Annotated in this window: 23 protein-coding genes and 1 riboswitch; of the genes, 5 read left to right on the top strand and 18 right to left on the bottom strand. The window is 72.6% G+C overall.

What is annotated here, in order from left to right; all coding sequences use genetic code 11:
- Positions 1-28 precede the first annotated feature (28 nt).
- On the bottom strand, positions 29-1,366 hold the full coding sequence (locus tag HT134_RS03540; RefSeq protein WP_175598776.1) for a class II 3-deoxy-7-phosphoheptulonate synthase: 1,338 nt from the start codon (positions 1,364-1,366) through the stop codon (positions 29-31).
- 67 nt (positions 1,367-1,433) lie between these two features.
- Positions 1,434-1,631 carry a hypothetical protein gene (locus HT134_RS03535; protein WP_175598775.1) on the bottom strand — a complete coding sequence of 66 codons (198 nt, stop codon included), beginning with the start codon at positions 1,629-1,631 and terminating at the stop codon, positions 1,434-1,436.
- A gap of 207 nt (positions 1,632-1,838) precedes the next feature.
- Between HT134_RS03535 and HT134_RS03530 the strand changes: the two genes are divergently transcribed.
- A complete protein-coding gene (locus HT134_RS03530) occupies positions 1,839-2,735 on the top strand; it encodes an anti-sigma factor (RefSeq protein WP_217707163.1) in 897 nt (298 codons plus the stop codon).
- A gap of 7 nt (positions 2,736-2,742) precedes the next feature.
- Here HT134_RS03530 and HT134_RS03525 read toward each other — a convergent pair whose 3' ends face one another.
- On the bottom strand, positions 2,743-3,636 hold the full coding sequence (locus HT134_RS03525; protein ID WP_175598774.1) for an SDR family oxidoreductase: 894 nt from the start codon (positions 3,634-3,636) through the stop codon (positions 2,743-2,745).
- Between the two features lie 86 nt (positions 3,637-3,722).
- Here HT134_RS03525 and HT134_RS03520 point away from each other — a divergent pair, with 86 nt between their 5' ends.
- Entirely contained in the window at positions 3,723-4,373 is a 651-nt protein-coding gene (locus HT134_RS03520; protein WP_175598773.1) for a TetR/AcrR family transcriptional regulator, read from the top strand.
- On the opposite strand, the gene HT134_RS03515 is transcribed toward HT134_RS03520, so the two are convergent.
- The 9 genes from HT134_RS03515 to HT134_RS03475 form a co-directional block, all read right to left on the bottom strand.
- Complete coding sequence (locus HT134_RS03515; RefSeq protein WP_175598772.1) at positions 4,339-5,337, bottom strand: phosphotransferase family protein; 999 nt, start codon at positions 5,335-5,337, stop codon at positions 4,339-4,341. The genes HT134_RS03520 and HT134_RS03515 overlap by 35 nt on opposite strands.
- A gap of 25 nt (positions 5,338-5,362) precedes the next feature.
- A complete protein-coding gene (locus HT134_RS03510) occupies positions 5,363-6,361 on the bottom strand; it encodes a LacI family DNA-binding transcriptional regulator (protein ID WP_175598771.1) in 999 nt (332 codons plus the stop codon).
- The gene (locus HT134_RS03505) at positions 6,342-7,730 is read right to left on the bottom strand and encodes a GH1 family beta-glucosidase (RefSeq protein WP_175600098.1); all 1,389 of its coding nucleotides are present in this window, start codon (positions 7,728-7,730) and stop codon (positions 6,342-6,344) included. Before HT134_RS03505 ends, HT134_RS03510 begins: the two co-directional genes overlap by 20 nt.
- Positions 7,731-7,747: 17 nt before the next feature.
- Positions 7,748-8,584 carry a carbohydrate ABC transporter permease gene (locus HT134_RS03500; RefSeq protein ID WP_312887945.1) on the bottom strand — a complete coding sequence of 279 codons (837 nt, stop codon included), beginning with the start codon at positions 8,582-8,584 and terminating at the stop codon, positions 7,748-7,750.
- On the bottom strand, positions 8,581-9,534 hold the full coding sequence (locus tag HT134_RS03495) for a carbohydrate ABC transporter permease (RefSeq protein WP_175598770.1): 954 nt from the start codon (positions 9,532-9,534) through the stop codon (positions 8,581-8,583). The genes HT134_RS03500 and HT134_RS03495 overlap by 4 nt, the downstream gene beginning before the upstream one ends.
- A gap of 99 nt (positions 9,535-9,633) precedes the next feature.
- Positions 9,634-10,968 (bottom strand): ABC transporter substrate-binding protein, encoded by a 1,335-nt coding sequence (locus tag HT134_RS03490; protein ID WP_175598769.1) that lies wholly within the window; start codon positions 10,966-10,968, stop codon positions 9,634-9,636.
- A gap of 383 nt (positions 10,969-11,351) precedes the next feature.
- Positions 11,352-12,038: a CHAP domain-containing protein gene (locus tag HT134_RS03485; protein WP_175598768.1), complete on the bottom strand. Its 687-nt coding sequence runs from the start codon at positions 12,036-12,038 to the stop codon at positions 11,352-11,354.
- 13 nt (positions 12,039-12,051) lie between these two features.
- Positions 12,052-12,191, bottom strand: a riboswitch (cyclic di-AMP (ydaO/yuaA leader).
- A gap of 117 nt (positions 12,192-12,308) precedes the next feature.
- Positions 12,309-13,262, bottom strand: a complete 954-nt coding sequence (locus HT134_RS03480) for a Gfo/Idh/MocA family protein (protein ID WP_175598767.1) — start codon at positions 13,260-13,262, stop codon at positions 12,309-12,311.
- Positions 13,263-13,281: 19 nt separating this feature from the next.
- Positions 13,282-14,097, bottom strand: a complete 816-nt coding sequence (locus HT134_RS03475) for an aldo/keto reductase (RefSeq protein WP_175598766.1) — start codon at positions 14,095-14,097, stop codon at positions 13,282-13,284.
- A gap of 146 nt (positions 14,098-14,243) precedes the next feature.
- Between HT134_RS03475 and HT134_RS03470 the strand changes: the two genes are divergently transcribed.
- Positions 14,244-15,164 (top strand): hypothetical protein, encoded by a 921-nt coding sequence (locus HT134_RS03470; RefSeq protein ID WP_312887944.1) that lies wholly within the window; start codon positions 14,244-14,246, stop codon positions 15,162-15,164.
- On the top strand, positions 15,161-16,324 hold the full coding sequence (locus tag HT134_RS03465) for a DUF6716 putative glycosyltransferase (protein WP_175598764.1): 1,164 nt from the start codon (positions 15,161-15,163) through the stop codon (positions 16,322-16,324). The genes HT134_RS03470 and HT134_RS03465 overlap by 4 nt, the downstream gene beginning before the upstream one ends.
- 286 nt (positions 16,325-16,610) lie before the next feature.
- Here HT134_RS03465 and HT134_RS03460 read toward each other — a convergent pair whose 3' ends face one another.
- From HT134_RS03460 to HT134_RS03440, 5 genes are all read right to left on the bottom strand, one after another.
- Positions 16,611-17,849 (bottom strand): polysialyltransferase family glycosyltransferase, encoded by a 1,239-nt coding sequence (locus HT134_RS03460; RefSeq protein ID WP_175598763.1) that lies wholly within the window; start codon positions 17,847-17,849, stop codon positions 16,611-16,613.
- Entirely contained in the window at positions 17,846-18,826 is a 981-nt protein-coding gene (locus HT134_RS03455; protein ID WP_175598762.1) for a glycosyltransferase family 2 protein, read from the bottom strand. Before HT134_RS03455 ends, HT134_RS03460 begins: the two co-directional genes overlap by 4 nt.
- Before the next feature lie 31 nt (positions 18,827-18,857).
- Positions 18,858-20,978, bottom strand: coding sequence for an N-acetylneuraminate synthase family protein (locus HT134_RS03450; protein ID WP_175598761.1), 2,121 nt, complete (start codon positions 20,976-20,978; stop codon positions 18,858-18,860).
- Positions 20,979-21,049: 71 nt separating this feature from the next.
- Complete coding sequence (locus tag HT134_RS03445; protein ID WP_175598760.1) at positions 21,050-21,718, bottom strand: response regulator; 669 nt, start codon at positions 21,716-21,718, stop codon at positions 21,050-21,052.
- Positions 21,715-23,208 carry an ATP-binding protein gene (locus tag HT134_RS03440; RefSeq protein ID WP_175598759.1) on the bottom strand — a complete coding sequence of 498 codons (1,494 nt, stop codon included), beginning with the start codon at positions 23,206-23,208 and terminating at the stop codon, positions 21,715-21,717. The genes HT134_RS03445 and HT134_RS03440 overlap by 4 nt, the downstream gene beginning before the upstream one ends.
- A gap of 136 nt (positions 23,209-23,344) precedes the next feature.
- Here HT134_RS03440 and HT134_RS03435 point away from each other — a divergent pair, with 136 nt between their 5' ends.
- Positions 23,345-24,682 (top strand): cation:dicarboxylate symporter family transporter, encoded by a 1,338-nt coding sequence (locus tag HT134_RS03435; RefSeq protein ID WP_175598758.1) that lies wholly within the window; start codon positions 23,345-23,347, stop codon positions 24,680-24,682.
- A 55-nt stretch (positions 24,683-24,737) separates the two neighbouring features.
- Here the strand turns inward: HT134_RS03435 and HT134_RS03430 are convergent, their stop codons facing one another.
- Complete coding sequence (locus tag HT134_RS03430; protein WP_246363534.1) at positions 24,738-25,568, bottom strand: SAM-dependent methyltransferase; 831 nt, start codon at positions 25,566-25,568, stop codon at positions 24,738-24,740.
- Positions 25,569-25,593: the final 25 nt, after the last annotated feature.

The following is a 25,593-nucleotide window of genomic DNA, read 5'->3' as shown; positions in this document are numbered from 1 at the left end:
CGCACGTCCGCGAGGCCGGCCGGGGACCTCAGGCGTTGCGGTAGAGCTCCGCGACGCGGAAGGCCAGGTCGAGCGACTGGCCCCGGTTGAGGCGCGGGTCGCAGGCCGTCTCGTAGCGGGTCGCGAGGTCGCCCTCGGCGATCTCGTGGCCGCCGCCCACGCACTCGGTCACGTCGTCGCCGGTGAACTCGATGTGGATGCCGCCCGGGTGGGTGCCGAGCGAGCGGTGCACCTCGAAGAAGCCCGCCACCTCGTCGAGCACGTCGTCGAGCCGCCGCGTCTTGTGGCCGCTCGGCGCCTCGAAGGTGTTGCCGTGCATCGGGTCGCACACCCATGCCACCTGCACGCCGGCCGAGGTGACCTCCTTGACCAGGTTGGGCAGCAGCTCGCGGATCTTCGGGGCGCCCATGCGGGTGATGAACGTCAACCGGCCCGGCTCGTTGTCGGGGTTGAGCTTCTCGACCAGCTCCAGCGCCTCGGACACCGTCGTGGTCGGGCCCAGCTTGACGCCGATCGGGTTGCGGATGCGGGCGAAGAAGTCGACGTGGGCGCCGTCGAGCTGGCGGGTGCGCTCGCCGATCCACACCATGTGCGCCGACACGTCGTACGGCAGGCCGGTGCGGGAGTCGATGCGGGTCAGGGCCCGGTCGTAGTCCAGGATCAGCGCCTCGTGCGAGGAGTAGAACTCGACCGTGTGGAACTCCTCGGGGTCGGCCCCGCAGGCGCGCATGAACGCCAGCGCCTGGTCGATCTCCCGGGCGAGCTGCTCGTAGCGCCGGCCGGCCGGCGACTCGGCGACGAAGTCCTGGTTCCAGGCGTGGACCTGGCGCAGGTCGGCGTAGCCGCCCTTGGCGAACGCGCGGGCCAGGTTGAGCGTCACCGCGGAGGAGTGGTACGCCTTCAGCAGCCGCCACGGGTCGGGCCTGCGCGCCTCGGGGGTGAAGTCGAAGCCGTTGACCATGTCGCCCCGGTAGGCGGGCAGCTCGACGCCCTCGCGGGTCTCGGTGCCCTTGGAGCGCGGCTTGGCGAACTGCCCGGCCAGCCGGCCGATCTTCACGACCGGCACCTTGCCCGCGTACGTGAGCACGATCGCCATCTGCAGCAGCGTCTTGAGCTTGTTGCGGACGTTGTCGGCGGTCGCGCCGGCGAACGTCTCGGCGCAGTCGCCGCCCTGCAGCACGAACGCCTCGCCGCGCGCCACGGCGGCCAGCTCGTCCTTGAGCTGGTCGCACTCGCCGGCGAAGACGAGGGGAGGCAGGCCGCCGAGCTCGGCGACGACCTTGTCGAGCTCGCCGCGGTCGGGCCAGTCGGGCTGCTGGGCCGCGGGGAGGGCTCTCCAGGAATCCAGATTGCTGTGTGCGCTCACGACATACGAGGGTATTCCACCGGCGCCGCCCGGCAGGACCCGATGTCCACGTTGTGAGAAGGTCGTTTCACGGGGACGACGGCACCTCCACGTGCTCGGGCCGTACGCCGAGGCCGATGAAGCGCCGCGGAACCCGGTTGAGCAGCGGGATCCGCGCCAGGTCGGGCCGGATGGGCGGCGCCGGGACGCGGCTGCGCGGCGCCGGGCCGATCAGCAGACCCTGCACCACCCGCTGGGCGGCCTGGGTCACCCGGGTCGGCCACATGCGCCGCCAGGCCGCCGGCGATCACACAGGTCATGGTCCGTCCCCAGGTGCGGCTTCTCGCCGGGTCCTTCCCCGTACGGGCACGAAGATGCGGTGGACGCCGGGCGGTCCGGTGGGTGGCCCGGGTGCCGGGCGGCCGGGACATCCGGCGGGCCGGAGCAGCCGAAGCACTGGACGAGAGTCGCCGACCGACGTGGGGAGCCGACCGTGACCGATGAGCTCCACAGCCTGTCCGGCGCCTACGCGGTGCACGCGCTGCCGGAGGACGAGATGGCGCCGTTCGAGCGCCACCTGGCGGGGTGCGCGGCGTGCGCGGCGGAGGTGCGGCGGCTGCGGGAGACGGCCGCCCGGCTGGCGCTTCCGCTGGCCGAACCGCCCCCGGGGGGCCTGTGGCCCCGCATCGTGTCCGCCGCCCGCCTCCTGCGCGCGCCGCGCCCGATCTCGCCGGCCTCCTGGCCGTCGTCTCCTCCGCCGCCCCCCGCCGCGCATGTCTCCCCGGAGGACGCGACCGTACGGCTGCGCCGCCCGCCCAGGGGCTCCGGAGGCGTGGAGGAGGGCCGCGCCGGGGGGCGCCGGGACGGACGGCGGCGCGCGGGCACGGTGGCGCTGCCGAGGGTGACGGCCGCCGCGATGGCGGCCACGGCGGCGGCCACGGCGGCGGCCGTCCTGCTCGGGGTGGCCGCCCGGGACGCGCGCGGCGACCTCGCCGCGTCGCGCGCCCGGGAACGCGAGGTGGCCGCCGTGCTGGCCGCCCCGGACGCGCGCACCGTGCGGAGGCCGGTCGCCTCAGGAGGCGTCGGCACGCTCGTCGTCTCCCGGGCACGGGGGAGCGTGGTGTTCGCCTCGGCGGGCCTGCCCCGACTGCCCGCGTCGCGCGTCTACGAGCTGTGGCTGATGGGTCCCGGTGGCTCCCGCCCGGCGGGCCTCCTCGACACGGGCCCCGGCGCCGGTCCCGTCCCTGGCGCCGGGGACGGGCAGGCCGGGCCGGTGCCGATCCGCGTGCGGGAGGGTGACACGCGCATGGGGCTCACGGTCGAGCCCGCCGGGGGCTCCCGGCGTCCGACGACGCGCCCCCTCCTCCTCGCCGACCTCCCTTCGTCCTGATCGCCGCCTACGCCGGCGACCTCGCTCCCCGAGCGGGCCGGTTGGCCTCCAGCCACGCCGGGAACGACAGCGGCTCGCCGAACTCGGCCCAGACCGCGCCGGAGTCGACGACCTGCGGCTGGGTGTCCAGCAGCGCCCCCATCCGCATCCGCCGGGCGAGGACCTCGTTGAACGGCCTGGTCAGCGTGCTCATCACCCGCAGCATCCCGGCGGGCATCCTGTTCTCGCCCTTGACCTGGACGCCCAGGGAGGCCGCGATGAGCTCGTTGACCTTCGTGAGCGGCAGCGCCTCGGGGCCGCCGAGGTCGGCGGACCAGCACTCGCCGGGGCGGGCGGCGATCGCGGCGGCGACCTTGGCGACGTCCTCGCCGGCCACCCACGAGACGGGGCTCGCGCCCGAGCCGAGCACGGTGGCCTTCCCCTTCGTGACGATCGACTCGGCGAGCGTCTCCACCCACGTGTCCATCAGGTGGGTGGGGCGCAGGATCGAGTACGGCAGGCCGCTGGCGCGCAGGACGCGCTCGGCCTCGAACTTGAGCCGGAAGAACTCGACGGGGCTGTCGGGGCGGGCGCTGGCGGAGGAGATGTAGACGAAGTTCCCGACCGCGGCGTCCCGCGCCACGCCGATGAGCCTCGGGATCCCCGCGCCCTCGATGCGCCGGGGGCCGTCGATCCCCTTCCCGTCGCCGCCCTGGACGGTGCAGACGACCGCCTCGGCCCCGGCCACGGCCCGGACCAGCGTGTTCCGCTCACGCAGGTCACCGGCGACGACCTCGACGTCCTCACCCGCGCGCGCCGAGGTCGGATCACGGGTGACGACCCGCACCGCCTTCCCCTCCCGGCGGAGCCGGTCCACGATCTGGCGGCCGACCCTGCCGGTCCCGCCGAACACGACGATCACGATGATCTCCTAACGAAGTTCAAAAAGCTAACATTGTTAGAGATTAGACCGGGGATAGGATGTCGCGGTCAAGAGGAGGACGGATCGTGACGACGAAGGCCGGGCCCGAGCCGAGCGCCAGCAAGAAGCGGCGCGAGCGGGAGCGGCAGGAGATGCGCGCCCGGCTGCTGGACGCGGCCCGGCTCATCGCCGCCGAGGAGGGCTGGAACGCGGTCACGATCCGGCGCATCGCCGGCAAGCTCGAATACAGCGCGCCGATCCTGTACCAGCACTTCTCCAGCAAGGAGGACCTGCTCGTCGAGCTGATGACCGTCGGTTTCGCCGAGCTGGCTGAGCGGCTGCGCCTGGCCGCCGAGGACGCTCCCGGCCGGCGGCTGGTCGCGATGGCCGAGGCGTACTGGACGTTCGCGTTCGCCTCGCCGGAGCTCTACCAGGCGATGAACGGCATGGACGGGGTGCCGTTCGGCACAGCCGAAACCCCGAGGGAGGCCAGGGACGCCTTCCGCGTGTTCCGCGTCGCGCTGCAGGACATCGCGTCGGCGCGGGGCGCCGAGCTGGCCGATCCCGCCGGCGCGGTCGACACGATCTGGGCGTTCCTGCACGGCAGCGTGTCGCTGGCGATGGCGGGCAGGATCGCCGGCGGGACCGAGCGCGCCCGAACGCTCATGGTCGACGCCGTGGAGCCCCTGTTCTCCGCCCAGCTCAGGGGAGGCGAAGGCGGCCCAGCACCTCGGTGAGCGCGACCGTGGCCAGGTCGCGGACGCGGCGGTACTCGTCCTCCGGGTACTGGCGCGGCCCGTTCTCCACCAGCAGGATCAGGTACAGGTACGCCCGGTACAGGTCGAGCCGCACCAGTGCCCGGGGCGTCAGCTCCAGCGGCGTCACCTCGCGGTAGCCGGCGAGCAGCGGATCGTCCTCGCACAGCTCGCCGAAGATGGTCGGCGTGACGAACTCCGCCAGCGGGTCGCCCCAGAACGCCCGCTCGTGGTCGATGATGGCCTGGATGCGCGGCGTGCCGGTCAGGTCGAGGAACACGTTGCCCTGCCACACGTCGAAGTGGACCAGGTGCGGCGTCGTCACCTCGTCCAGCGCGGGCGCCGCGCCGGCGAGCACGGCGGCGATCCGCTCGGCGGGCATCGGCAGCGGCGTCGGGTAGCGCAGGGTGTCGGCCAGCAGCGCCCCCGCCATGGCGAGGTACGCCTCCCGCCAGGTGGCCCCGGTGATGCCCGCGTGCGGGTAGCCGAACACCTCGCCGGTCACCGCGTTGAACCGGGCCAGGTGCCGCCCGAGCTCCCGCCGCAGCTCGTCGTGCCCGCCGGCGGCGAGCGGGCCCCCGGAGGCGGGCACGGCGTTCCAGGAGACGCCGTCGAGCGCGCCCAGCACGAGGTAGTCGCCGCCGAGCACCGGGTCGTCGAACCCGGTGGCCACCAGCCCCGCCACCGGCACCCCCGCCGACGCGGCCAGCTCGCACACCGCCGCCTCCATGCGCAGCAGGTGGCGCTCGTAGCTGAGCTGCTCCAGCTCGGGCGGCGGCGCCACCTTGAGCACCACGGCGCGGCCGTCGTCGAGCGTGAGCCGCCACACGGCGTTGGCGTAGCCGTCGGTCAGCTCCGCCGAGGCGGCCACGCCCGTGCCGAGGGCCCGCCGGGCCAGGTCGTCCAGCTCGGCGGGGGACAGGCGCCGCTTGGTCCTGCTGTCCATCGAGGGGGGTCCTCCGGGTCTCAGGTCAGGCCGACGCGCGCAGCACCAGGTGGGTGTCGAGGATGACCACCGGCTGGCGCACCTCCTCGCCGTTGATGCGGGCCACCAGGAGCTGCGCCATCTGCCGGCCCATCGCCTCGGTCGGCTGGTGGACCGTGGTCAGCGGCGGGTCGGTGTGCGCGGCCGCCTTCGAGTCCTCGAAGCCGACCACCGCCACGTCGTCCGGGATGGCGCGGCCCGCGGCCTTCAGCACCCGCATCGCGCCCACCGCCATGAGGTCGGAGGCGGTGAACACCGCGTCCAGCCCCGGGTGCTCCGCCAGCAGCTCGCGCATCGCCGAGGCGCCGCTCTCCTCGGAGAAGTCGCCGTAGGCCACCAGCTCCGGCATGCCGGAGCTGAGCAGCGCGTCGCGGTAGCCGGCCAGCCGGTCGACGCCCACCCCCATGTCCTGCGGACCGGCGATGGTGGCGATCGAGGCCCGGCCGAGGCCCAGCAGGTGCTTGACCGCCTGCCGGGCGCCGGCCCGGTTGTCCATGTCGACGTAGCTGTAGGGGGCCGGGCCCACCGGCCGGCCGCCGAGCACGGTGGGCACGCCCATCGCCTCCAGCCGGCCGGGCAGCGGGTCGTCGCCGTGCAGCGACAGGAGCAGCACGCCGTCGACGTGCTGCCCCGTCAGGTAGTGCTCCAGCCGCTCGTGCTCCTCGTCCGACTGCGCCATCGCGAGGATGAGCTGGAGCCCGGTCTCGGACAGCGCCGAGCCGATGCCCCTGATCGTGCCCGCGAAGTACGGCTCGTCGAAGACCCGCAGCTCGCTCTCGGACACCACCAGGGCCACCGTGTCGGTGCGCCGGGTGACGAGGGCGCGCGCGGCCCGGTTGGGCACGTAGCCCAGCTCCTCGATGGCCTGGCGGACCGCCTCGCGCGCCTTCTCGCTGACGTTGGGGGACCCGTTGATGACCCTGGACACCGTGCCCCGGCCGACCCCGGCCCGGGCCGCGACTGCCTCAAGAGTCGGTCGGTTCATGGCGCCTATTCTGCCGGATGATCTGGCTGTACCAGCGTGCGCTGTCCTTCAGCACCCGTTCCTGGGTCTCGAAGTCCACGTGGACCAGCCCGAAACGCTTGCCGTACCCCCACGCCCACTCGAAATTGTCCATCAGCGACCAGGCGAAGTAGCCCTGCAGCGGCACCCCCGCGTCGATCGCCTCCCGGCAGGCGCGCAGGTGGCAGTCGAGGTAGGCGGTGCGCTCGGCGTCGTGGACCCGGCCGTCCTTGAGCACGTCGTCGAACGCGGCGCCGTTCTCGGAGACCACCAGCGGGATCGCCGGGTAGTCGCGCGCCACCCGCTGCAGCACCTCCAGCAGGCCGGCGTCGTCGATCTCCCAGCCCATCGCGGTGACCGGCCGCCCGCCGTTGACGAACGACACGTGCTCGCTGCCGACCCACGGCGAACCCGTCTCCGTCGGGGCCGCCGCCGCCGACGCCTTGCCGCCTCCGGCTCCCGAAACGGTGAAGCGGCTGTAGTAGTTGACGAGCAGCACGTCGAGCGGCGCGTTGATGGTGGCCAGGTCGCCGTCGTGGATGAAGCCGGTGTCCATGCCGAGGTCGGCCAGGACGTCCTCGGGGTAGCGGCCGAGCAGCAGCGCGTCGAGGAAGAAGCGGTTCTGCAGCCCGTCGATGCGCCGCGCCGCGTCGAGGTCGGCGTCGCTGCCGGTGGCCGGGGTGATCGCGTACAGGTTGACGCAGCCGCCCACCCGTCGCGCGTTCATGGCCCGTACGGCCAGCCCGTGGGCGAGGTTGAGGTGGTGGGCGGCCCGGATGGCGCTGTCCGGCTCCCGCCGGCCCGGGGCGTGCTCGCCCGAGGCGTAGCCGAGGAAGGCGGCGCACCACGGCTCGTTGACCGTGCTGAACGTGTGCACGTGATCCTTGAGCGCGTCGTGGACGCACAGCGCGTACTCGGCGAAGCGGTAGGCGGTGTCCCGCTCGGGCCAGCCGCCCGCGTCCTCCAGCGCCTGCGGCAGGTCCCAGTGGTAGAGGGTCAGCCACGGGTCGATGCCGCGGGCCAGCAGCTCGTCGCAGAGCCGCTTGTAGAAGTCGAGCCCCTTGTGGTTGAACGCGCCCGAGCCCGCCGGCTGGATCCGCGGCCACGACACCGAGAACCGGTAGGCGCTCAGGCCGAGGTCGGCCATGACGGCGACGTCGTCGCGGTAGCGGTGGTAGTGGTCGATGGCCACGTCCGCGTGGTGGCCGCCCACCACCCGTCCGGGCCGCTTGGTGAAGGTGTCCCAGATGGAGACGCCGCGCCCGTCGTCGCTCACCGCGCCCTCGATCTGGTACGCCGAGGTGGCCGCGCCCCAGGCGAATCCCGGTGGGAACCGCAGGTGGGAGCTCATCTGCTCCTCTTGAGTCGTCACGCCTTGACCGCACCTTCCATCAGTCCGCCGACGATCTGCCGGCCGAACAGCACGAAAACCACGAAGAGAGGGAGGACGGAGGCGGCGGTGCCGGTGAACAGCATCACGTAGTCCGTGCCGTGGGCGGAGTTGAGCGCCGCGATCGACGTCTGGACCACCGGGTTGTCCGGGTTCAGCACGATGAGCGGCCACATGAACTCGTTCCAGGTCTGCATGAACACGAGCAGCGCCAGCACCGCCATCCCGGGCCGCAGCGCGGGCAGGACGACCCGGCCGTAGATGCCCAGGGTGGTCGCCCCGTCGACCCGGGCCGCCTCGACCAGCTCGTCGGGCACGGCCTGGGCGGTGTACTGGGTCATCATGAACACGCCGAACCCGTTGACGAGGAACGGCAGGATGACCGCCTTGAGCTGGCCGGTCCATTCGAGCTTGACCATCATCTCGTACAGCGGGACCATGCCCATCTGCTGGAGCGGCACCATCATCGTGACGAGGATCAGCCCGAGCAGGACCTTGGAGCCGGGGAAGCGGAGCTTGGCGAACGCGAAGCCGGCCAGCGTCGAGATGAGCACCACCGACGCCGTCACCGTGACGGCGACGATCGCGGAGTTGACCAGGCCGGTGACGAAGTTGGCGTCCTCGGTGGCGAGCAGCCGCTGGATGTTCTCGCCGAGGTGGCCGCCGGGCAGCAGCGGCGGCGGCGTCTCGACGGCGTCGTCGTTGGTGCGCGTCGCCATGATGAACATGTAGTAGATCGGGAACGCCGACAGCAGCAGCGCGAACCCGAGCACGACCTTGGTGATGAGGCCGGCGTCCCAGAGGCGGTTGTTCACTTGGCCCCTCCGATGCGCCGGGTGAACCAGTAGTTGATCATGGTGCCGACCAGGATGAGCACGAACAGCAGCCAGGCGGCCGCCGCGGCGTAGCCCATCTCGAAGTCGCGGAAGGCGGACTTGACGATGAACATGGCCACCGTCTGGTACTGGCCGGTGGTGCCGCCCGTCATCATCGGGTTGCCCTCGAACATGACCGGCTCGGCGAACAGCGTCAGCCCGCCGATCGTGGAGATGAACACGACGAAGACGATCGTCGGCCGCAGCATCGGCACCGTGATGCGCCAGAACTGGGTGCGGGCGGTGGCGCCGTCGATGGCGGCGGCCTCGTACAGGTCGCGCGGGATCGTCTGCATCGCGGCGAGCAGGATGATGGCGTTGTAGCCGGTCCAGCGCCAGTCGATCATCGTGGAGATCGCGATCCAGGACGACCACTTCTCGTTCTGCCAGGTGATCGGGTCGACGCCGAACCAGGACAGGATCCAGTTGAACAGGCCGTAGTCGCGGCTGTAGAGCTGGCTGAAGACGACGGCGACGGCGACGACCGAGGTGACGAGCGGCAGCAGCACGCCCAGGCGCAGCAGCAGCCGGCCGCGCAGCCTCTTGTTGAGGGCGTTGGCCAGCATCAGCGCGAGCACGATCTGGGGCACGGTGGCCACGACGAACATGCCGAGCGTGTTGACGACGGCGTTCCAGAAGGATCCGTCCGTGATCAGCTCGCCGTAGTTGGCCAGGCCGGTGAACTTGGTGTCGCCGGCCAGCTCCCAGTCGTGGAGCGAGACCCACAGGGTGTACCCGAGCGGGAAGACGCCGAAGATCGCGAACAGCAGGTAGTAGGGCGACACCAGCAGGTACGGCACGCCCTTGAGGTCGAAGCGGGCCATCCGCCGGGACGGGGCGGTCCGCCTGCCCGGCGCCTTCCGGGGCGGCGACGCGAGTTGGAGAGTCATGGAAGCCTTTCGAGCCGGGGCGGGGAGGGGTGGCGCCCGCAGAGGGGAAGGGGCGCCACCCGGTCCTGGGGCGGGGTCAGCCCGCCGCCTTCACGGGGGTCAGCCCGCGGCCTTCACGCCCGCCGCGACGAACTTCGACCAGGCCTCGTCGTACTTGATCGCGCCCTGGTCCATGCCCTCGATGACCTTCTCGACGGCCGTCTTGACCTGGGCGTGCTTCTCACCGAAGAAGACCGGCTGGAGCTTCGCGACCGACTCGCTGAAGATCTTGCCGGTCGGCGCGTCGTTGAAGTAGGCGTTCTTCAGGTTCGCCACCTCGGGGTCCTGCTGCGCGGGCAGCGAACTCGGGAACGCGCCGGCCTCCTTGAAGGCCGCGATGTGGCCCTCCTTGCCGGTGAGGTAGTTCACGACCTCGGCGGCCTCCTTGGGGTGCTTGCTCTGCTTGGGCACCGCCAGCCAGGAACCGCCCCAGTTGCCCGTGCCGCCGGGCACCGCCGCGACGTCCCAGTTGCCCTTGTTGGACGGACCCGCCTTGCCCTCGATCACGCCGAGCATCCACGACGGGCAGCCCATGGTGGCGAAGCCGCCGCCCTTGATGGCCTTGTCCCACGCCGGGCTCCACGCCTGCAGCTTGGCGGTCAGGCCGGCCTTGCTGAAGGTGGTCACCCAGTCGAAGGAGGTCTTGACGGCCGGGTTGGACTCGATGACGAGCTGGTTGTTCTTGTCGAAGTAGGACAGGTTGCCGTTCTTCGGCGCCTCCTGGAAGAGGATCACGTTGTAGATCGTGTTGGGGCCGTCCATGAACTTGGCGCCCGTCTTGGCGGCCTCGAACTTCTTGCCCGTCTCCAGGAACGCGTTCCAGTCGGGCCAGAGCTTGCCGACCTCCTCGCGGTCCGTGGGCAGGCCGGCCTTCTTGAACAGGTCCTTGCGGTAGCACATGGTCATGCCGCCCATGTCGGTGCCGAGCGCGAACAGCTTGCCGTCCGCGTTCACGCCCGCCTCCCACTTGGCGGCGGGGAAGTCCGCCTTGCGGCTGTCCAGGCCGTACTGACCGAGGTCGGTGAAGAACTGCGGGCGGGCCGCCATGAGGCCCATCGCGCCCTCGTCGATGCCGACGACGTCCCCGGCGCCTGCCCCCGCCTGGAGACGCTGGAGGAGCTGCGGCAGGTACACGTCCTCGAACCGGTCCGTGAGGTTGGTGTACTTGATCTGGATGTTCGGGTGCTCGGCGTTCCACTTCTTGACGGCCTCGTCGTAACCGAAGTTCTCGCCGCCGCCGAAGGTGTGCACGTTGATCGTGACCGGCTCGGCCGGCGCCGTGCTGCTGCCGGAGCCCGACGACGTGGTGCCGCCACCGCCGCCGCTGCACGCCGCGATGGCCAGCAGCGCCGTCATCGCGGCTCCGGTCACGACGAAGCGCTTGTGGTTCTTCATTCCGTACCCCTCTTGGGTGGTGAATGTGGGAGGTGCATCGCGGCCCGCCGCCGCGATGGGAAGGTCTTGGGAGCGCTCCCACAAAGAGTGCCCTCATCGCGTGGGGGCCGTCAACGCCCCGAAACGCAACCGTTACCTCGGGGGCGATTCACCGCCGCTGAAGGGGATAGAGCACCATAAACGACGCGAAAAGGCCGCTGGGAGCGCTCCCATACCATCTGTCCCCTTAATGCCACAGGACCGGACAAGCCGGAGCGAGATCCTCCCGGAATGCGACGAGCGCGCGCCTCGGGGGATGGCGCGCGCTCGCTCATTGGGGAGAGGGGGAGAGGGGGAGAGGGGGAGAGGGGGAAGGGGGGAGGGGGAGGCCGACCTGGGGGAGGTCAGGCCTTGTAGTTGGGGTAGCCGTAGCCGACGACCTGGGAGGTCGGCCGGACCCGGGCCTCGACGCGGCCGTTGCCGGTGTTGCCCTCGATCGTCGAGATGGTGCCGTCGCCGTTGTCCTTGACGACGAAGCCGACGTGGTTGATGGCGTCGATGCTCTTGCTGCCGCTCCAGGAGAAGAACACGACGGCGCCCGGCTTGGGCGTGCTGCCCCAGCGGTGGTTGGCGGCGAACCAGCGGGCGTGCTCCACGGTGTAGGCGTCCCAGCCGACCTGCGGGCGGGCGCCGGTCTGCTCGCCGACCCAGGAGACGAACATCGAGCACCAGGCGGCGTTGAGGTACTCGGTCGGCGCGCCGCCGTCACGCTTGACGGTCTCCATCGCGCGCTGCGAGGTCGCGTACCACTTCTGGAACTTGGTGCCGCCGCCGGCGGAGTTCTCGGACGTGCCGATCTGGGCGCGGGCGACGTCGAGGACCTGCTGCGCGGTCACGTTGACCCGCTGGTTGGCGGCGGCGTGCTCGGCCGTCTGGACGACGGAGGACTTGGCGGCCGGGCCGACCTGCTCGGGAGTGTCCGCATGGGCCGGCGCGACGGCGCCGAAGGCGGCCGAGGCGAGGACGGTCGCGCCGAGGGCGGCGCGGATCGAACCGGGCGTGAGGGCACGGATGAGACGGTGCTTGGCCATCGAGAAGGGATGCTCCTTGCTTCCATGCCGCTTACCGGGTTAGCTGACGGGTTCGGGCGTGGAAGCTGCCCTACGGCACGCAGACGTGCCGATTCACCCCAAGGGAAGTGGGTCCCCGGTTCCGCGCTCAGGCGGATTCAGCGGTCACAGGGGGGTCCTGTGATGATTTCAGAGGGAGTCGGCAACGAACCGGCAAAACGGACGTAAGCCGACGAACAGGACTTAAGGTAATACATCCGGCAAGAGGATTACAAGTGGATAAATGCCCAGTCAGGAGAGCTGGGCCCGCGCGGCCTCCAGAAGCCCCATCATGGCGAGGCTTTCGTCGAGCGGCATGACATGGCTCTCAGTCCGTCCCTCCGCCAGCGCGTCCCGCACCTCGCGCAGCTCCCCGGCGTATCCGTTGTCGGCCGGGTCGAGCTCGTGGACCTCCGTCTCCATCGAGGGTCCGGTGAGCACCAGGCGGCTCGGCGCCCAGAACGGCGCCTGGATGTCGGCCCGCATCCCCGTGCCCACCACGTACGCGCTGTTCGGGTACGGCGCGAGTAAAGACGTCTCCACGATCGCCCGCCGCCCGCCGGGGTAGACGAGCACGCCGCCGGCCTCGGCGTCCACGCCCGACGGCGCGAGGCTGCCCGTCATCCGCACCTCCGACGGCGCCCCCAGCAGCAACTGCGCCAGCCCGAACGGGTAGATCCCCAGGTCGAGCAGGGCCCCGCCGCCCAGTTCCGGCGCCCACAGCCGGTGGGCGGGGTCGAACGGCAAAGCGAAGCCAAAGCTGGCGTGAACCGAACGGATCTCGCCGAAGCGCGGGTCGGCGGCCATCCGCCGGATGAGCGGGTTGAAGCGCATCCACATCGCTTCCATGAGGAACACCCCGGCCTCGCGGGCCAGGCGCACCATGCGCTCGGCGTCGGCCACCGAGGCGGCCAGCGGCTTCTCGCACAGCACGGCCTTGCCCGCCGCGATGGCCGCCTCGGCGACCGCCAGGTGCTGGGCGTGGGGCGTGGCCACGTACACCGCGTCGACCGCCGGGTCGGCGCACAGCTCCGCGTAGGAGCCGTGGGCCGACTCGGCGCCGAGCTCCGCGGCCAGCGCGGCGGCGCGGCCGAGGTCACGCGACCCGACCGCGGCCACCCGCATGCCGGGCTCCGCCGCGATGACCGCGCCCACGGTCCGCGCGATGCCGCCGGTGGCGGCGATGCCCCATGCCAGATCCCTCATGGCGAGGGATCATAGCTTTTTACCCAAAGGTGGCGGGATCGGGGCCAAGGCGGCGATTGGCGTTGAGCGCCCCGATGGCTGCCAGGTCCTCGTCGTCCAGGACGAAGCCGAACACGTCGAAGTTCTCCCGGATGCGGGCGGGGGTGACCGACTTGGGGATCACCACGTTGCCGAGCTGGAGGTGCCAGCGCAGCACGATCTGGGCGGGGGTGCGCCCGTGCTTGGCGGCCAGCGTCGCCAGCGCCGGCTCCTCCAGCAGGCCCTTGCCCTGGCCGAGCGGGCTCCACGCCTCCGTGAGGATGCCGTTGGCCTCGTGGAAGGCCCGCAGCTCGTGCTGCTGGAGCCACGGGTGCAGCTCGATCTGGTTGATCGACGGCGTGACCCCGGTCTCGTCCATCAGCCGGGTGAGCGCCTCGGCGGTGAAGTTCGACACACCGATGGCCCGTACGCGGCCGTCGCGGTGCGCCTTCTCCATCGCCCGCCAGGCGCCGACGTAGGCGTCCTGCTTCGGCGCCGGCCAGTGGATGAGGTAGAGGTCGACGTGGTCGAGCCCGAGCCGCGCCAGGCTCTCGTCGAGGGCCTGCTCGGCGCGCCGGTGGTCGTCGTTCCACAGCTTCGTGGTGACGAACACCTCCTCGCGCGCCAGCCCGGAGGCGCGGACCGCCCGGCCCACCCCCTCCTCGTTGTCGTAGATCTTCGCGGTGTCGACATGCCGGTAACCGGCCTCGAAGGCCGTCGTGACGGCCCGCTCGGCCTCGTCGGCGGGAACCTGCCAGACGCCGTACCCCAGCTGGGGGATCGTGACGCCGTCAGTGGTGAGATTGAGCGAGTTCATGGCCTCCATTGTTCACGCCGCGTTCTTCGCGCCGTCAGGCACCCGGACTACCGTGACCCCGTCGTTCGATGTCAGAGCACCGAAACAGCGAGGCCGGTGAGCCCGGAGTGGGGAGAGCAGGGGTGGCGGAACGGGCGTCGGCCTGGGTGGAATCTCCCCTTCAGATGCTCTGCGCCGTCGAGGCGCACCATGCCGGGCTGCTCGGCCCCGCCACCGTCGTCGTGCCCCGCGCCGGTCAGCGCGCCCTCAAGGCGACCCGCCGCGAGCTGCGCCGCCTGGCGCTGCCCGACGGCCTGGAACTGGCCCAGCCCACCGAGGACATGCCGCGCCGCGTCGACGTCGCCGGCGACGCCTTCTCCGGCAAGGTGCAACTGCGCTGGCTCACCTCCCGGCCCGGCCGGCTCGTCGTCGTGGACGACGGCCTGGCCACGCTGCGGCTGCTGGAGCTGCTGGCCGCGGGGCCGTTACGGCCGCTGCTGCGGGCCCGCGCCCATCCGGGACGGCTGCGCACGCTGCTGGGGCTGGCCGCCGCGATCCGGCTGCGCGCCGGGCGCGTGACCGTCTTCACCGCCCTGCCGGTGCCCGACGACCTCGACCGCGCCGTCCGCGCCGCCGGGTTCGACCTGGTACGCCATGACTTCGCCTGGCTGCGCTCGCAGCCGCCCACCGAGCCCGGCCCGGCCGAGCGGACCGTCGTGCTCGGCACGTCCCTGGTGCGCAACGGCCTCGTGCGCCGCGACCGTTACCTGCGCTGGCTGACCGACCTGGCCGGCGAGGAGCCGCTCGCCTACTACCCCCACCGGCGCGAGGACCCCGTGGACGTCGCGCACATCCGCGAACGGCCCGGCATCACCGTGCACGACGGCGGAGCGCCGGCCGAGCTGACCCTGCGCGGCCTCGGCGCCGGGCAGCGCGTGCTCAGCCTGCCCTCCACCGCCATCGCCTCGCTGCGGGTGCTGCTCGGCCCGCGCGGCGTCGCGGTGGAGCCGGTGGCCGTGCCGGACGACTGGTGGACCAGCGGAGCCGCCCCGGCGCTGCGCTCGCATCTGACAGGAGTGACCGGGTGAGAGTGCTGGCGGTCGCCGACTCCGACTCGTACCTGAAATGGGCGGCCTGCCTGCTCGGCGACCTGCCGGCCGGCTGCGAGAGCGACCTCGTGGTGGTGCGCACGCCCATCGCGCCCTCACCGCAGCAGATCGCCGCGGCCGTGGGCGGCCGTCCCGCGCCGCCCGTGCTGTCCGCCCGCGCGCTGCGGCGCGCGGCCGAGCGCGACCGCCCGGACGTGATCCTCGTCGCCTGCACCGGCCCGGTCGTGGACGTGCTGGTCGCCGAGGTGCTGGACGGGCTGCGGCCCCGGCCCGTGTTCGTGACCGGCCTGCCCGGCATCTCGGTGCCCGCCACCGAGAAGGCGTGGCTCTTCCGCAGCGGCTGCGACCTGTTCGTGCTGCACAGCCGCCGGGAGGTGGCCGAGTTCGGGGAGATCGCCGCCCGGCTGGGCGGGGGAGGGGCGATCGGGCTGGCCCGGCTGCCGTTCCTGCGTCCCGGCCGGACCGCGTCCGGCGGGAACCGCGTGGTGTTCGCCACCCAGGCCAAGGTGCCGGTCGGGCGGGAGGAGCGCGAGCGGGTGCTGCTCGCGCTGGGGCGGCTCGCCGAGCTGCGGCCGGACCTCGACGTGGTGGTCAAGGTGCGCGCCTTCGAGGGCGAGCGGCAGACCCACCGCGAGCGTCTCCCCTACCAGCGACTCTGGCGCGAGCTGGGGGAGCCCGGGAGGCTGGCCTTCGCGGCCGGGCCCATGCAGGAGCACCTGGAGCGGGCCGCCGGCTTCGTGACGGTCAGCTCGACCGCCGCGCTGGAGGCCATCGCCCAGGGCGTGCCGTCGCTGGTGCTCGCCGACTTCGGGGTCAGCGCCGAGATGATCAACCTGGTGTTCGAGGGCAGCGGGCTGCTCGGGACCCTCGACGACCTCGCGGAGGGCGACTTCCGCACCGCCGACCCGCGGTGGTGCGCGGCCAACTACTTCCACCCGGCGGAGCTCGACGACTGGACGGGCCTGCTGGCGGGGCTGGCCGCCGGGCGAAGGACGCCGGCCCGGTCGCTGCTGGACGGTCCCGAGCACGCCGCCGCCCGCCGCCGGGCCCGGCTGCGGCTGGAGGTGCCGCCGACCATGCTGCGCTACGGCTACCGCGCCAAACGCCGCGTCCGCCGCTACCTGCGCGCCATCACCTGACGGACCGCGGTCAACCGAGCCGGTCGTGGGTCACCCGGCGGGCCGCGGTCATCCGACGTGCTGCATACGCCGCCGCCTTGCCCGGCGTCGTGCGGCCGTGGTCGGGGGGCGCATGGGCGGTGGACACCTCGGCGCCGCCTCTCGTGCGCGGCTGGGACGCTGACCCGCCCGCGTCTCACCTCACGCCCCCCGGCGCCCGACCCGGCCGGCCCTCCCATGAAGGCCGTTCCGGAACGAAGGCGGCGAGGCCGAGACGGGGAGGGGTCGGAAGGGACTCGGGTGGGGGTCAGCGGGTGGCGCTGAGTTTGCGGCGCAGCCGGGCCAGGGCCGTCGGCCGCCCGGCCAGCCCCAGCGTCTCCAGCCGCTTGCGCTTGAAGTAGCGCGGGTCGAACGTCATCCCCGACGGCCGCAGCTCCGGGTACGCCTCGGCCTGCATGCAGTAGCCCACCGCCCGCACCAGCGCCTGCAGGTCCACGGCCGGGGGCGCCGTCACCGAGCCGTCCTCCGACAGCCGGGGCAGCAGCGCGTCCACGAGCGTGACCGGGATGCGGTTGCTGTTCTCGTACGGGGCCAGCCGGTCCAGCACCAGGCCGGTGCCGTACGAGGCGACCGGCAGGCTGAAGTACCGCTGCGCCGTGACGAGCCCGGTCGAGAAGCAGCCGACGACCAGCTCGGGTCGCAGCGCCGCGAAGCACGCCTCGGCCGGGGTGCTCTCGTCGGCCACCACCAGCCGCACCCCGAGCCGCTCGGCCGCCGGGCGCAGCAGCCGGGCGTGGGCGCGCCCCGCCGACGGGTGCGGCTTGAACACGACCGTCTCGTGGCCCCGGGCGGCCAGCGCGCGCAGCATCGCCTCGTGCAGCGCCGCCTCCTCCTCGGGCGTGACGATGTCGAGCGCCGACAGGTACTGCCCGAGGATCATCGCCCGCGCGTCCATCATGTCGGGCGCGGTGGCCGTCACCTCCCGCACCACCGACAGGAACGCCGCGTCCGGCAGCACCTCGGCGGGAACCCCGTACTCGCTCAGCAGCAGCGGCTCCAGCCCCGGCACCAGGTCCAGGTGGAGCAGGCGGGTGATCCGGCGGAAGATCTCGGCCGGCAACGGGTCGCGGGTCGGGCCGTGGCTCATCAGCCCGTCGGAGTAGACGGTGATCGGGCAGTCGCGCACCAGCCCGGCGATCGTCCGGGCCGGCGGCACCGCGATCGACTCCAGCACCAGCTCGGCCACCTCGCCGAGCCCCAGATGGGCGCGGATCAGCCGCTCCATCATCGGCACCTCGATCACCCGGGCCTTCCAGTCCGACGGGTGCAGCGGCGCGATGAGCTCGTTCCAGGAGTGGATCTCGTCGAAGCGGGAGCGCAGCGCGGCGAAGCCGGGCGCCCGGTCCAGCGGCACGGCGATCTCGGGGATCGCCGCGTTCGTGGACACGATGAGCACCCGGCGGCCGTCGCCGAAACGGCCGTCGTCGATCGCGGCGGCCAGCGACATGGCCCCGAACAGCGTCGAGGCGTAGCAGAGCGTCGTCATGAATCCTCCCGATCCCGGCGGGGCCGGACGAGGGGGCTGGGGGGCAGGTCCGGCAGCAGCGCCCGCAGCGCCGTCTCCCGCTGGAGCGACATCCGCGAGACCGCGTCCACGACCAGGCCGGCGGGCAGCGCCCGCACCGCCTGCGCGCCGCGCTCCTCGAAGCGGGCCCGCAGCCGCGGCGTGAAACGGCCGGCCAGCTCCAGGTGGTGGGCGAGCAGCGCGCAGAAGTTGCGCACCGCCTTGGGCAGGAACTCCTCCTCCAGGTCCTTGAAGACCAGCTCGAAGGCGTCGAAGAAGTGCAGCTGCCGCTCGTCGCCGACCTGCGTCAGCGACCCCGCCACCTGCCTCCGGTAGAAGACGCCCGCGATCGACACCACGGCGAACGTGGCCGCCTCGCGGTGCAGCCGCCAGATCCACGGCCGGTCCTCGGCGGTGTGCAGCGACCCGGGGAAGTGCAGCAGGTCCCGCAGCGAGCGGCGGTAGACCCCGGCCCACGCGTACGGGTAGTCGACCATGGTGCGCACGTTCGCGGGCAGGATCGCGCTCCTGGGATCGAGCACCACGCCCCGCCGCGCCAGCGGAGCGCGGTGCACGACCCGTTTGCGTCCCTCGGCCTGGACGTGGTCGGCCCGCACGAAGTCGCAGCCGAGGCCGTCGATCGCCGCGACGAGCCGTTCCAGGTAGCCGGGGGCGAGCCAGTCGTCGCCGTCCATGAACGTGACGTACCGGCCCGACGCGGCCGACAGCCCGGCGTTGCGCGCGTCCGCGAGCCCCAGCGGCACGGGGTTGCGGATCACGGACAGGCCGGGCAGGTCGCCGCGGAAGTCCTCGACGATGTCGGCGGTGGCGTCCACCGACCCGTCGTCCACCACGATGAACTCGAAGTCGCGCCGGGCGTTGCGGCGCAGGGAGGCGAGCGCGTCGGCGATGAAGCGCTCGCCGTCCCGCACCGGCACGACGACCGAGAGAGTGATCAAGTCTTTCCTTGCGAGGACGAGGGGGGACGGGTCAGGCGGTGACGCGGCGCAGGCGGGCCTTCGGGGCCTCCTCGCCGGGGAAGACCCGCTTGACGCCGTCGCCCAGGGCCTGCTCGATGATCCGGATGTCGCGCACCAGGTGCTCCAGCCCGGACGGCTCCAGCGAGGCGGCGTGGTCGGAGCCCCACATGGTGCGGTCGAGCGTGATGTGCCGCTCCACGCAGACCGCGCCGAGCGTCACCGCGGCCAGCGAGATCTGCAGCCCGCGCTCGTGGCCGGAGTAGCCGACCGGCACGCCGTAGCGGTCCTTGAGCGTGGTGATCGTGCGCAGGTTCGCCTCCTCCGGCGGCAGCGGGTACGTGGAGGTGGCGTGCATCATGATCAGCTTGCTGGTGCCGAGGATCTCGACGGCCTTGTCGATCTCGGTCAGCGTCGACATGCCCGTGGACAGGATGACCGGCTTGCCGGTGGCGGCCAGGGCGCGCAGCAGCTCGTGGTCGGCCACGCCGGCCGAGGCGACCTTGTGCACCAGGACGTCCATCTCCTCCAGGAACTCCACGGAGGGCACGTCCCACGGCGAGGCGAACCAGTGCAGGCCCCGCTCGTCGCAGTACTCGGCGATCTGCCGGTACTCGTCGAGGCCGAACTCGGTGCGCTCCTTGTACTCCAGGTACGTCATCTCGCCCCACGGCGTCTGCCGGATCTGGCCCTTCTGCTCCTCGGGCACGCAGATCGCGGGGGTGCGCTTCTGGAACTTGACCGCCTGGCACCCGGCGTCGGCGGCGACGTCGATGAGGCGGCGGGCGATGTCCAGGTCGCCGTTGTGGTTGATGCCGATCTCGCCGATCACGTACACCGGCATGCCGTCGCCGACGAGCACGTCACCGATGGCGACCGGCGCCGGGGCGGTCCTGGGCCGCGCCTGGACGGGGCCGCCCGGGGCGGCGGAGGACAGGGTCGGCGCCGCCGACGGGGCGGGCGTGCCCGGGACCAGCGGAGTCACGGGCACGGCCGGGGCCGGGGCGGGGCGGGCGGCCAGCACCCGGTCGCACAGCTCGCGCACCGCGCCGGCCCCGCCGACGCGGGTCAGCACGACGCGGGCGGCGGCCCGCACCTTCGGGTTGGCGTCCGGCACCGCGACGGGCCAGCCCACCTCGGCCATCGGGCCGAGGTCGTTGACGTCGTTGCCGACGTAGGCGACGCGGGCCGGGTCGAGGCCCTCGATGGCCAGCCAGTCGCGCAGCACGGTCCGCTTGTCGGCGAGCCCCTGCAGGACGGGCACGCCCAGCTTGCGGGCCCGCGCCGCGACGACCGGGTTGTGCTCGGTGGACATGACGAGCACCTTCACCCCGGCCCGGCGCAGCAGCGCGACGCCCATGCCGTCGGAGCGGCTGACGAGGACCATCTCGCGGCCCTCGGAGTCGACGTAGGCCCGGTCGTCGGTGTGGACGCCGTCGAAGTCGGTGATGACGGCGTCGACGTCGATCGGCTCCGGCTGGTCCACGAACGGGGCCAGCGCCCGGACCAGCTCCAGGTCCTCGGGGTCGTCGATCTCGATGCCGTGCCGGGCCGGGACGGGCTGCACGCCGACGGTGCCGAAGAAGCGGTGGCCGTGCTCGCGCAGGCCGGCGGCGCGCATGACGTAGAACGCGCCGTTCTCGCGGAACTGCGGCTCGCGGTCCTGCCGGCGCGGCCGTACCGCCGGGTCGTGGTTGACGCCGGCGCCGGCGGCCGTCCACAGGAACTCGTGCGTCGGCAGCCCCGACACGACCGAGTCGGCCTCGCCGTCCAGGACCCTGCGCACGGCGGCCGACAGGTCGGCCGGGTCGATGAAGGCGCTGGTGCACTGCACGAGCACGACCACCTCGGGGTCCGCGCCGAGCGTGTCCAGCGCGTGCAGCACCGCCGACTCGCTGGAGGCGGTGGCGCCGCTCAGCTCCTCCGGGCGGTCGACCACGAGCGCCCCCGCCCGCCTGGCGGTCTCCGCGATGCCGGCGTGGTCGGTGCTGACCACGACCTGGTCGATCAGCTCGGCGCGCAGGCAGGCGCGCACCGCGCGGGCCACCAGCGGCACCCCGCCGACCGTGGCGAGGTTCTTCAGGGGGACGCCCGCCGAACCTCCGCGGGCGGGAACTACGGCCAGGACTCGCAAGGTGTCTCCTCAGTGCTGTGGGATGCACCCAGAAGCTAGAGGCCCGGATTGAACGACCAGCGTCAGCGTCATTAACGTTCCATGGGGATCCGGTAGAGCAACTCTGGACGGCCGACCCCGCCGTACTGGGGGAAGCGCACCGCGACGCCCCGCTCCACCAGGTACTCCAGGTAGCGGCGGGCCGTCACCCGGGACACCCCGGCCGCCGTCCCCACGGCCTGCGCCGACACGCCCTCGGGCCGGTTGCGCAGCTCCGCCGCGACCGTGTCGAGCGTGTCCTGCGTCATGCCCTTGGGCAGCTCGCCGCCGGTGCCGCGCAGCGTGCCCAGCACCCGGTCCACGTCGCCCTGGCCGACGATCTCGCCCGCCTCCCCGCGGAAGGCGGCGTAACGGGTCAGCTTGTCGCGCAGGGCCGCGAACGCGAACGGCTTGAGCAGGTACTGCGAGACGCCCAGCGACACCGCCGAGCGCACCATCGCCAGGTCGCGCGCCGAGGTGATCGCGATGACGTCGCACAGCAGGCCGCCGGCCCGCACGGCCCGGCACACCTCCAGCCCGTGCATGTCCGGCAGGTACAGGTCGAGCAGGATGAGGTCCACCGGCGTGTGCCGCAGGAAGCGCAGCGCGTCGCCGCCCGAGCGGGCCACCCCGGCGACCCGGAAGCCGGGCACCCGCTCCACGTAGATGCGGTGGGCCTCGGCCGTGATCTCCTCGTCCTCGACGACCAGCACGGTGATCATCGGACCCGCTCCGGCACCGGGAGCCGCACGGTGAACACCGAGCCCGCCACGTCGATCACGCCGCCCAGCCGCCGCACCGCCTGGCCCACCAGCGCCAGGCCCAGCCCGTGGCCGTCGCCCTTGGTCGTCCAGCCGCGCCGGAACGCCTCGGCGGAGGTGAGCCCCGGCCCGTCGTCGGCCACCCGGATCAGCAGCTCGCCCTCGTCGGCGCGCAGGCAGACCTCCACCCGCGTGGCCGCGTCGATGGCGTTGTCGATGAGGTTGCCGAGGATGGTGACCAGCTCCCGCGGGTCGATGCCGGGGTCGTCCAGGTCGCTGTCCGGGCTGATGACCAGCTCGGCGCCGCGCTCGGCCGCCTCCGAGCTCTTGCCGAGCAGCAGCGCCGCCACCACCGGCTCGCGCACGGCGGCCATCACCTGGTCGGTCAGCTCCTGCGCGGCCCGCAGCTCCGCGGTGGCGAACGCCACCGCCTGCTCCGTGCGGCCCAGCTCGACCAGGGTGATGACGGTGTGCAGCCGGTTGGCCGCCTCGTGCGCGGCCGACCGCAGCGCCTCGGCGAAGCCGCGCTCGGCGTCGAGCTGCCCGGCCAGCGCCTGCAGCTCCGTGTGGTCGCGCACCGTGACGACCGTGCCGAGGCGGCTGGCCGCGCTGTTGACCGCGAGCACGCGCTCACCGACCAGGTGGACGCGCTCCTCCCGCGCGGTCAGCACGTCCCCGAGGCCGAGGTCGGCCACGTGCCGCCCCTCGGCGTCCTCCGGCAGGTTCAGCAGGTGGCGGGCCGCGTCGTTGCAGAGCGTCAGCGTGCCGTCCTTGCCGACCAGCAGCAGCCCCTCCCGTACGGCGTGCAGCACGGCGTCGTGGTGCTCGTGGATGCGGCTCAGCTCCAGCGGCCCGAGCCCGTGGGTCTGGCGGCGCAGCCGCGAGGTGACCAGCCAGGTGCCGCCGGCGCCCAGCCCGAGGGCGAGCGCGGTGATGAGGCCCGTCCACACCAGGATCACGACCAGCTCGGCGCTGACCTTCTCCATCTTGATGCCCACGCTGACCAGCGCCGTGACGGAGCCGCCGACGCGGACCGGCACGACGGCGCGCACCGACGGGCCGAGCGTGCCGGTGTAGGTCTCGGTGAACGGGTGACCGCGCAGCGCCGGCTCGGTGTGGCCGAGGAAGCGCCGCCCGATCTCGGCCGGGTTGGGATGGGTGTAGCGGGTGCCGTCCGGCTTCATGATGGTGACGAAGTCGACGCCGGTGTCCAGGCGCACCCGTTCGGCGTACGGCTGGAGCCGGGTGGTCGGCGAGGGGCCGGCCAGGGCCGCCCGCACGTCGGGGGAGGCCGCGACGCTGAGCGCCACGGCCTTGGAGGTGGCGGCGGCCTGCCCGCTCACCACCTCGCGCGCCAGCACCGACTCCAGCACGGCGCCGCCCGCCACGGCCACGGCGATCACGACCAGCTGCAGGAGCAGCATCTGCCCCGCCAGGCTCCACCGTCGCATCCGGACCACCTCGTCACTCATCACCTCGTCCGTCGCGGATCCGGTGAACGAAACTTACGCAATGGTGACGTGGATCACCACGGCCCGCATAGTCACGCAGTGAGAACAGTCGCCCACAACGCTTGGAGAGCCCCCCATGCGTGACCGCACCCGCTACCTCTATCTGGCCGTCATCGTGGCCGTGCTCGCCGGAATCGTTGTCGGATTCGTCTGGCCGGACGTGGGCCAGGCGCTCAAGCCTCTCGGCACGGGATTCGTGGCGCTGATCAAGATGATGATCAGCCCGATCATCTTCTGCACGATCGTGCTCGGCGTCGGCTCCGTCACCAAGGCCGCCAGCGTGGGCAAGGTCGGCGGGCTCGCGCTCGGTTACTTCCTCGTCATGTCGACTGTAGCCCTGGTCATCGGCCTGGTGGTCGGCAACCTCATCGACCCGGGCAGCGGCCTGCACCTGACCGCCGCCGCCAAGGAGGCGGCGGCGGCCGAGGCGGCCAAGGGGGAGGCGACGAACACGGTCGACTTCCTGCTCGGCATCGTCCCGACCACGCTCGTGTCGGCGTTCACCGAGGGCCAGGTGCTCCAGACGCTGCTCGTGGCGCTGCTCACCGGCTTCGCCCTCCAGGCGATGGGGCCCAAGGGCGCGCCCATCCTCACCGCCATCGGCCACATCCAGCGGCTGGTGTTCCGCATCCTCGCCATGATCATGTGGGCGGCGCCGGTCGGCGCGTTCGGCGCGATCGCGGCCGTCGTCGGCGCCACCGGCCTGGACGCGCTCAAGAGCCTGGCCGTGATCATGGCCGCCTTCTACATCACCTGCGCCCTGTTCGTCGGCGTCGTGCTCGGCGCGCTGCTGTGGCTGGTCGCCCGGATCAACCTGTGGTCGCTGCTGCGCTACCTGGGCCGGGAGTTCCTGCTCATCCTGTCCACCTCGTCGTCGGAGTCGGCGCTGCCGCGGCTCATCGCCAAGATGGAGCACATGGGCGTCAGCCGCACCGTGGCCGGCATCACCGTGCCGACCGGCTACTCCTTCAACCTCGACGGCACCGCCATCTACCTGACCATGGCCACGCTGTTCATCGCCTCGGCGACGGGCGACCCGCTGCAGTTCGGCGAGCAGCTCGGGCTGCTGCTGTTCATGATGATCGCCTCGAAGGGCGCGGCCGGGGTGACCGGGGCCGGGCTCGCCACGCTGGCGGGCGGGCTCCAGTCGCACCGCCCCGAGCTGGTGGACGGCGTGGGCCTCATCGTCGGCATCGACCGGTTCATGTCCGAGGCGCGGGCGCTGACCAACTTCGCCGGCAACGCCGTGGCGACCGTGCTGGTCGGCACGTGGACCGGCGGGTTCGACCGGGAGCGGGCGCTGCGGGTGCTGGCCGGGCACGACCCGTTCGACGAGGCGACGCTGCTGGACGAGGACGAGCGGGCGCCGGAGCCGCCGGCGGCCCCGGCCGACCGGGAGATGTCGCCGGTCTGACCCCGGTGGACCGCACCGGCCGGGCGCCCGCCGTGGGCGCCCGGCCTCGCCCGGGTCAGGCCGGCTTGCGGCCGATGCCCGCGTACCCCATGCGGGCGATCTCCTCGTCGATCAGGGGAGGGCTGGCCGGGTCGATGAACGGCCAGCCGGTCTCCTCGCCCAGCCCGGTCGCCAGACCGGGCGGGATGAGCTCGAAGTCGCCGAAGAACGCGGCGATCTCCGCCCCGGGACGCGGGCAGAACGGCGCGTTGGCCTGCTGGTAGAAGTCGCTGACCCGGCGCACCTGCTCCGGCGCGCTGTCGCTGCCCACGTGCGAGATCGCGAGGTAGCTGCCCGGCGCCAGCGCCTCACGGTAGCGGGCCACGAACCCCTGCGGGTCGTCCTCGTCCGGCACCAGGTGCAGGAAGAACATCATGAGCAGCGCCACGGGCCGCTCGAAGTCGATCAGAGCGCGCACCGAGGGGTGGTTCAGGACCTCCTCCGGCCGCCGCGCGTCGGCCTGCACCATCGCCACCCGGTCCGGCGCGGCCAGCAGCGCCCGCCCGTGGGTGGCCACCACCGGGTCGTTGTCCACGTAGACCACGCGGGCGTCGGGGACGTGCCGCAGGGCGGCCTCGTGCACGTTCTCCCGCGCGGGCAGCCCCGACCCGAGGTCCAGGAACTGGGTGATCCCCTGGTCGCACAGGTGCTTCACCACCCGGCCGATCAGGGCGCGGTTCTCCTGGGTGCCGACCCGGATGTCGGGCATCACCTTGAGCACCATCTCCGCCAGGTCCCTGTCGGCCTGGAAATTGTCCTTACCGCCGAGGAAGTAGTCGTACATCCGCGCCGCGTTGGGAACGTGCGGATCGATGCCCACCGGCGCCTGCTCCATCATGGCGTCCATGATTCCGGATATGAGGGAGTGGAGG

This window comes from Nonomuraea rhodomycinica (assembly GCF_013363995.1).
In the GTDB taxonomy this organism is placed as follows: domain Bacteria; phylum Actinomycetota; class Actinomycetes; order Streptosporangiales; family Streptosporangiaceae; genus Nonomuraea; species Nonomuraea rhodomycinica.
Note: the sequence above shows the minus strand (reverse complement) of the source record. Positions and strands in the feature narration are given on the sequence as shown.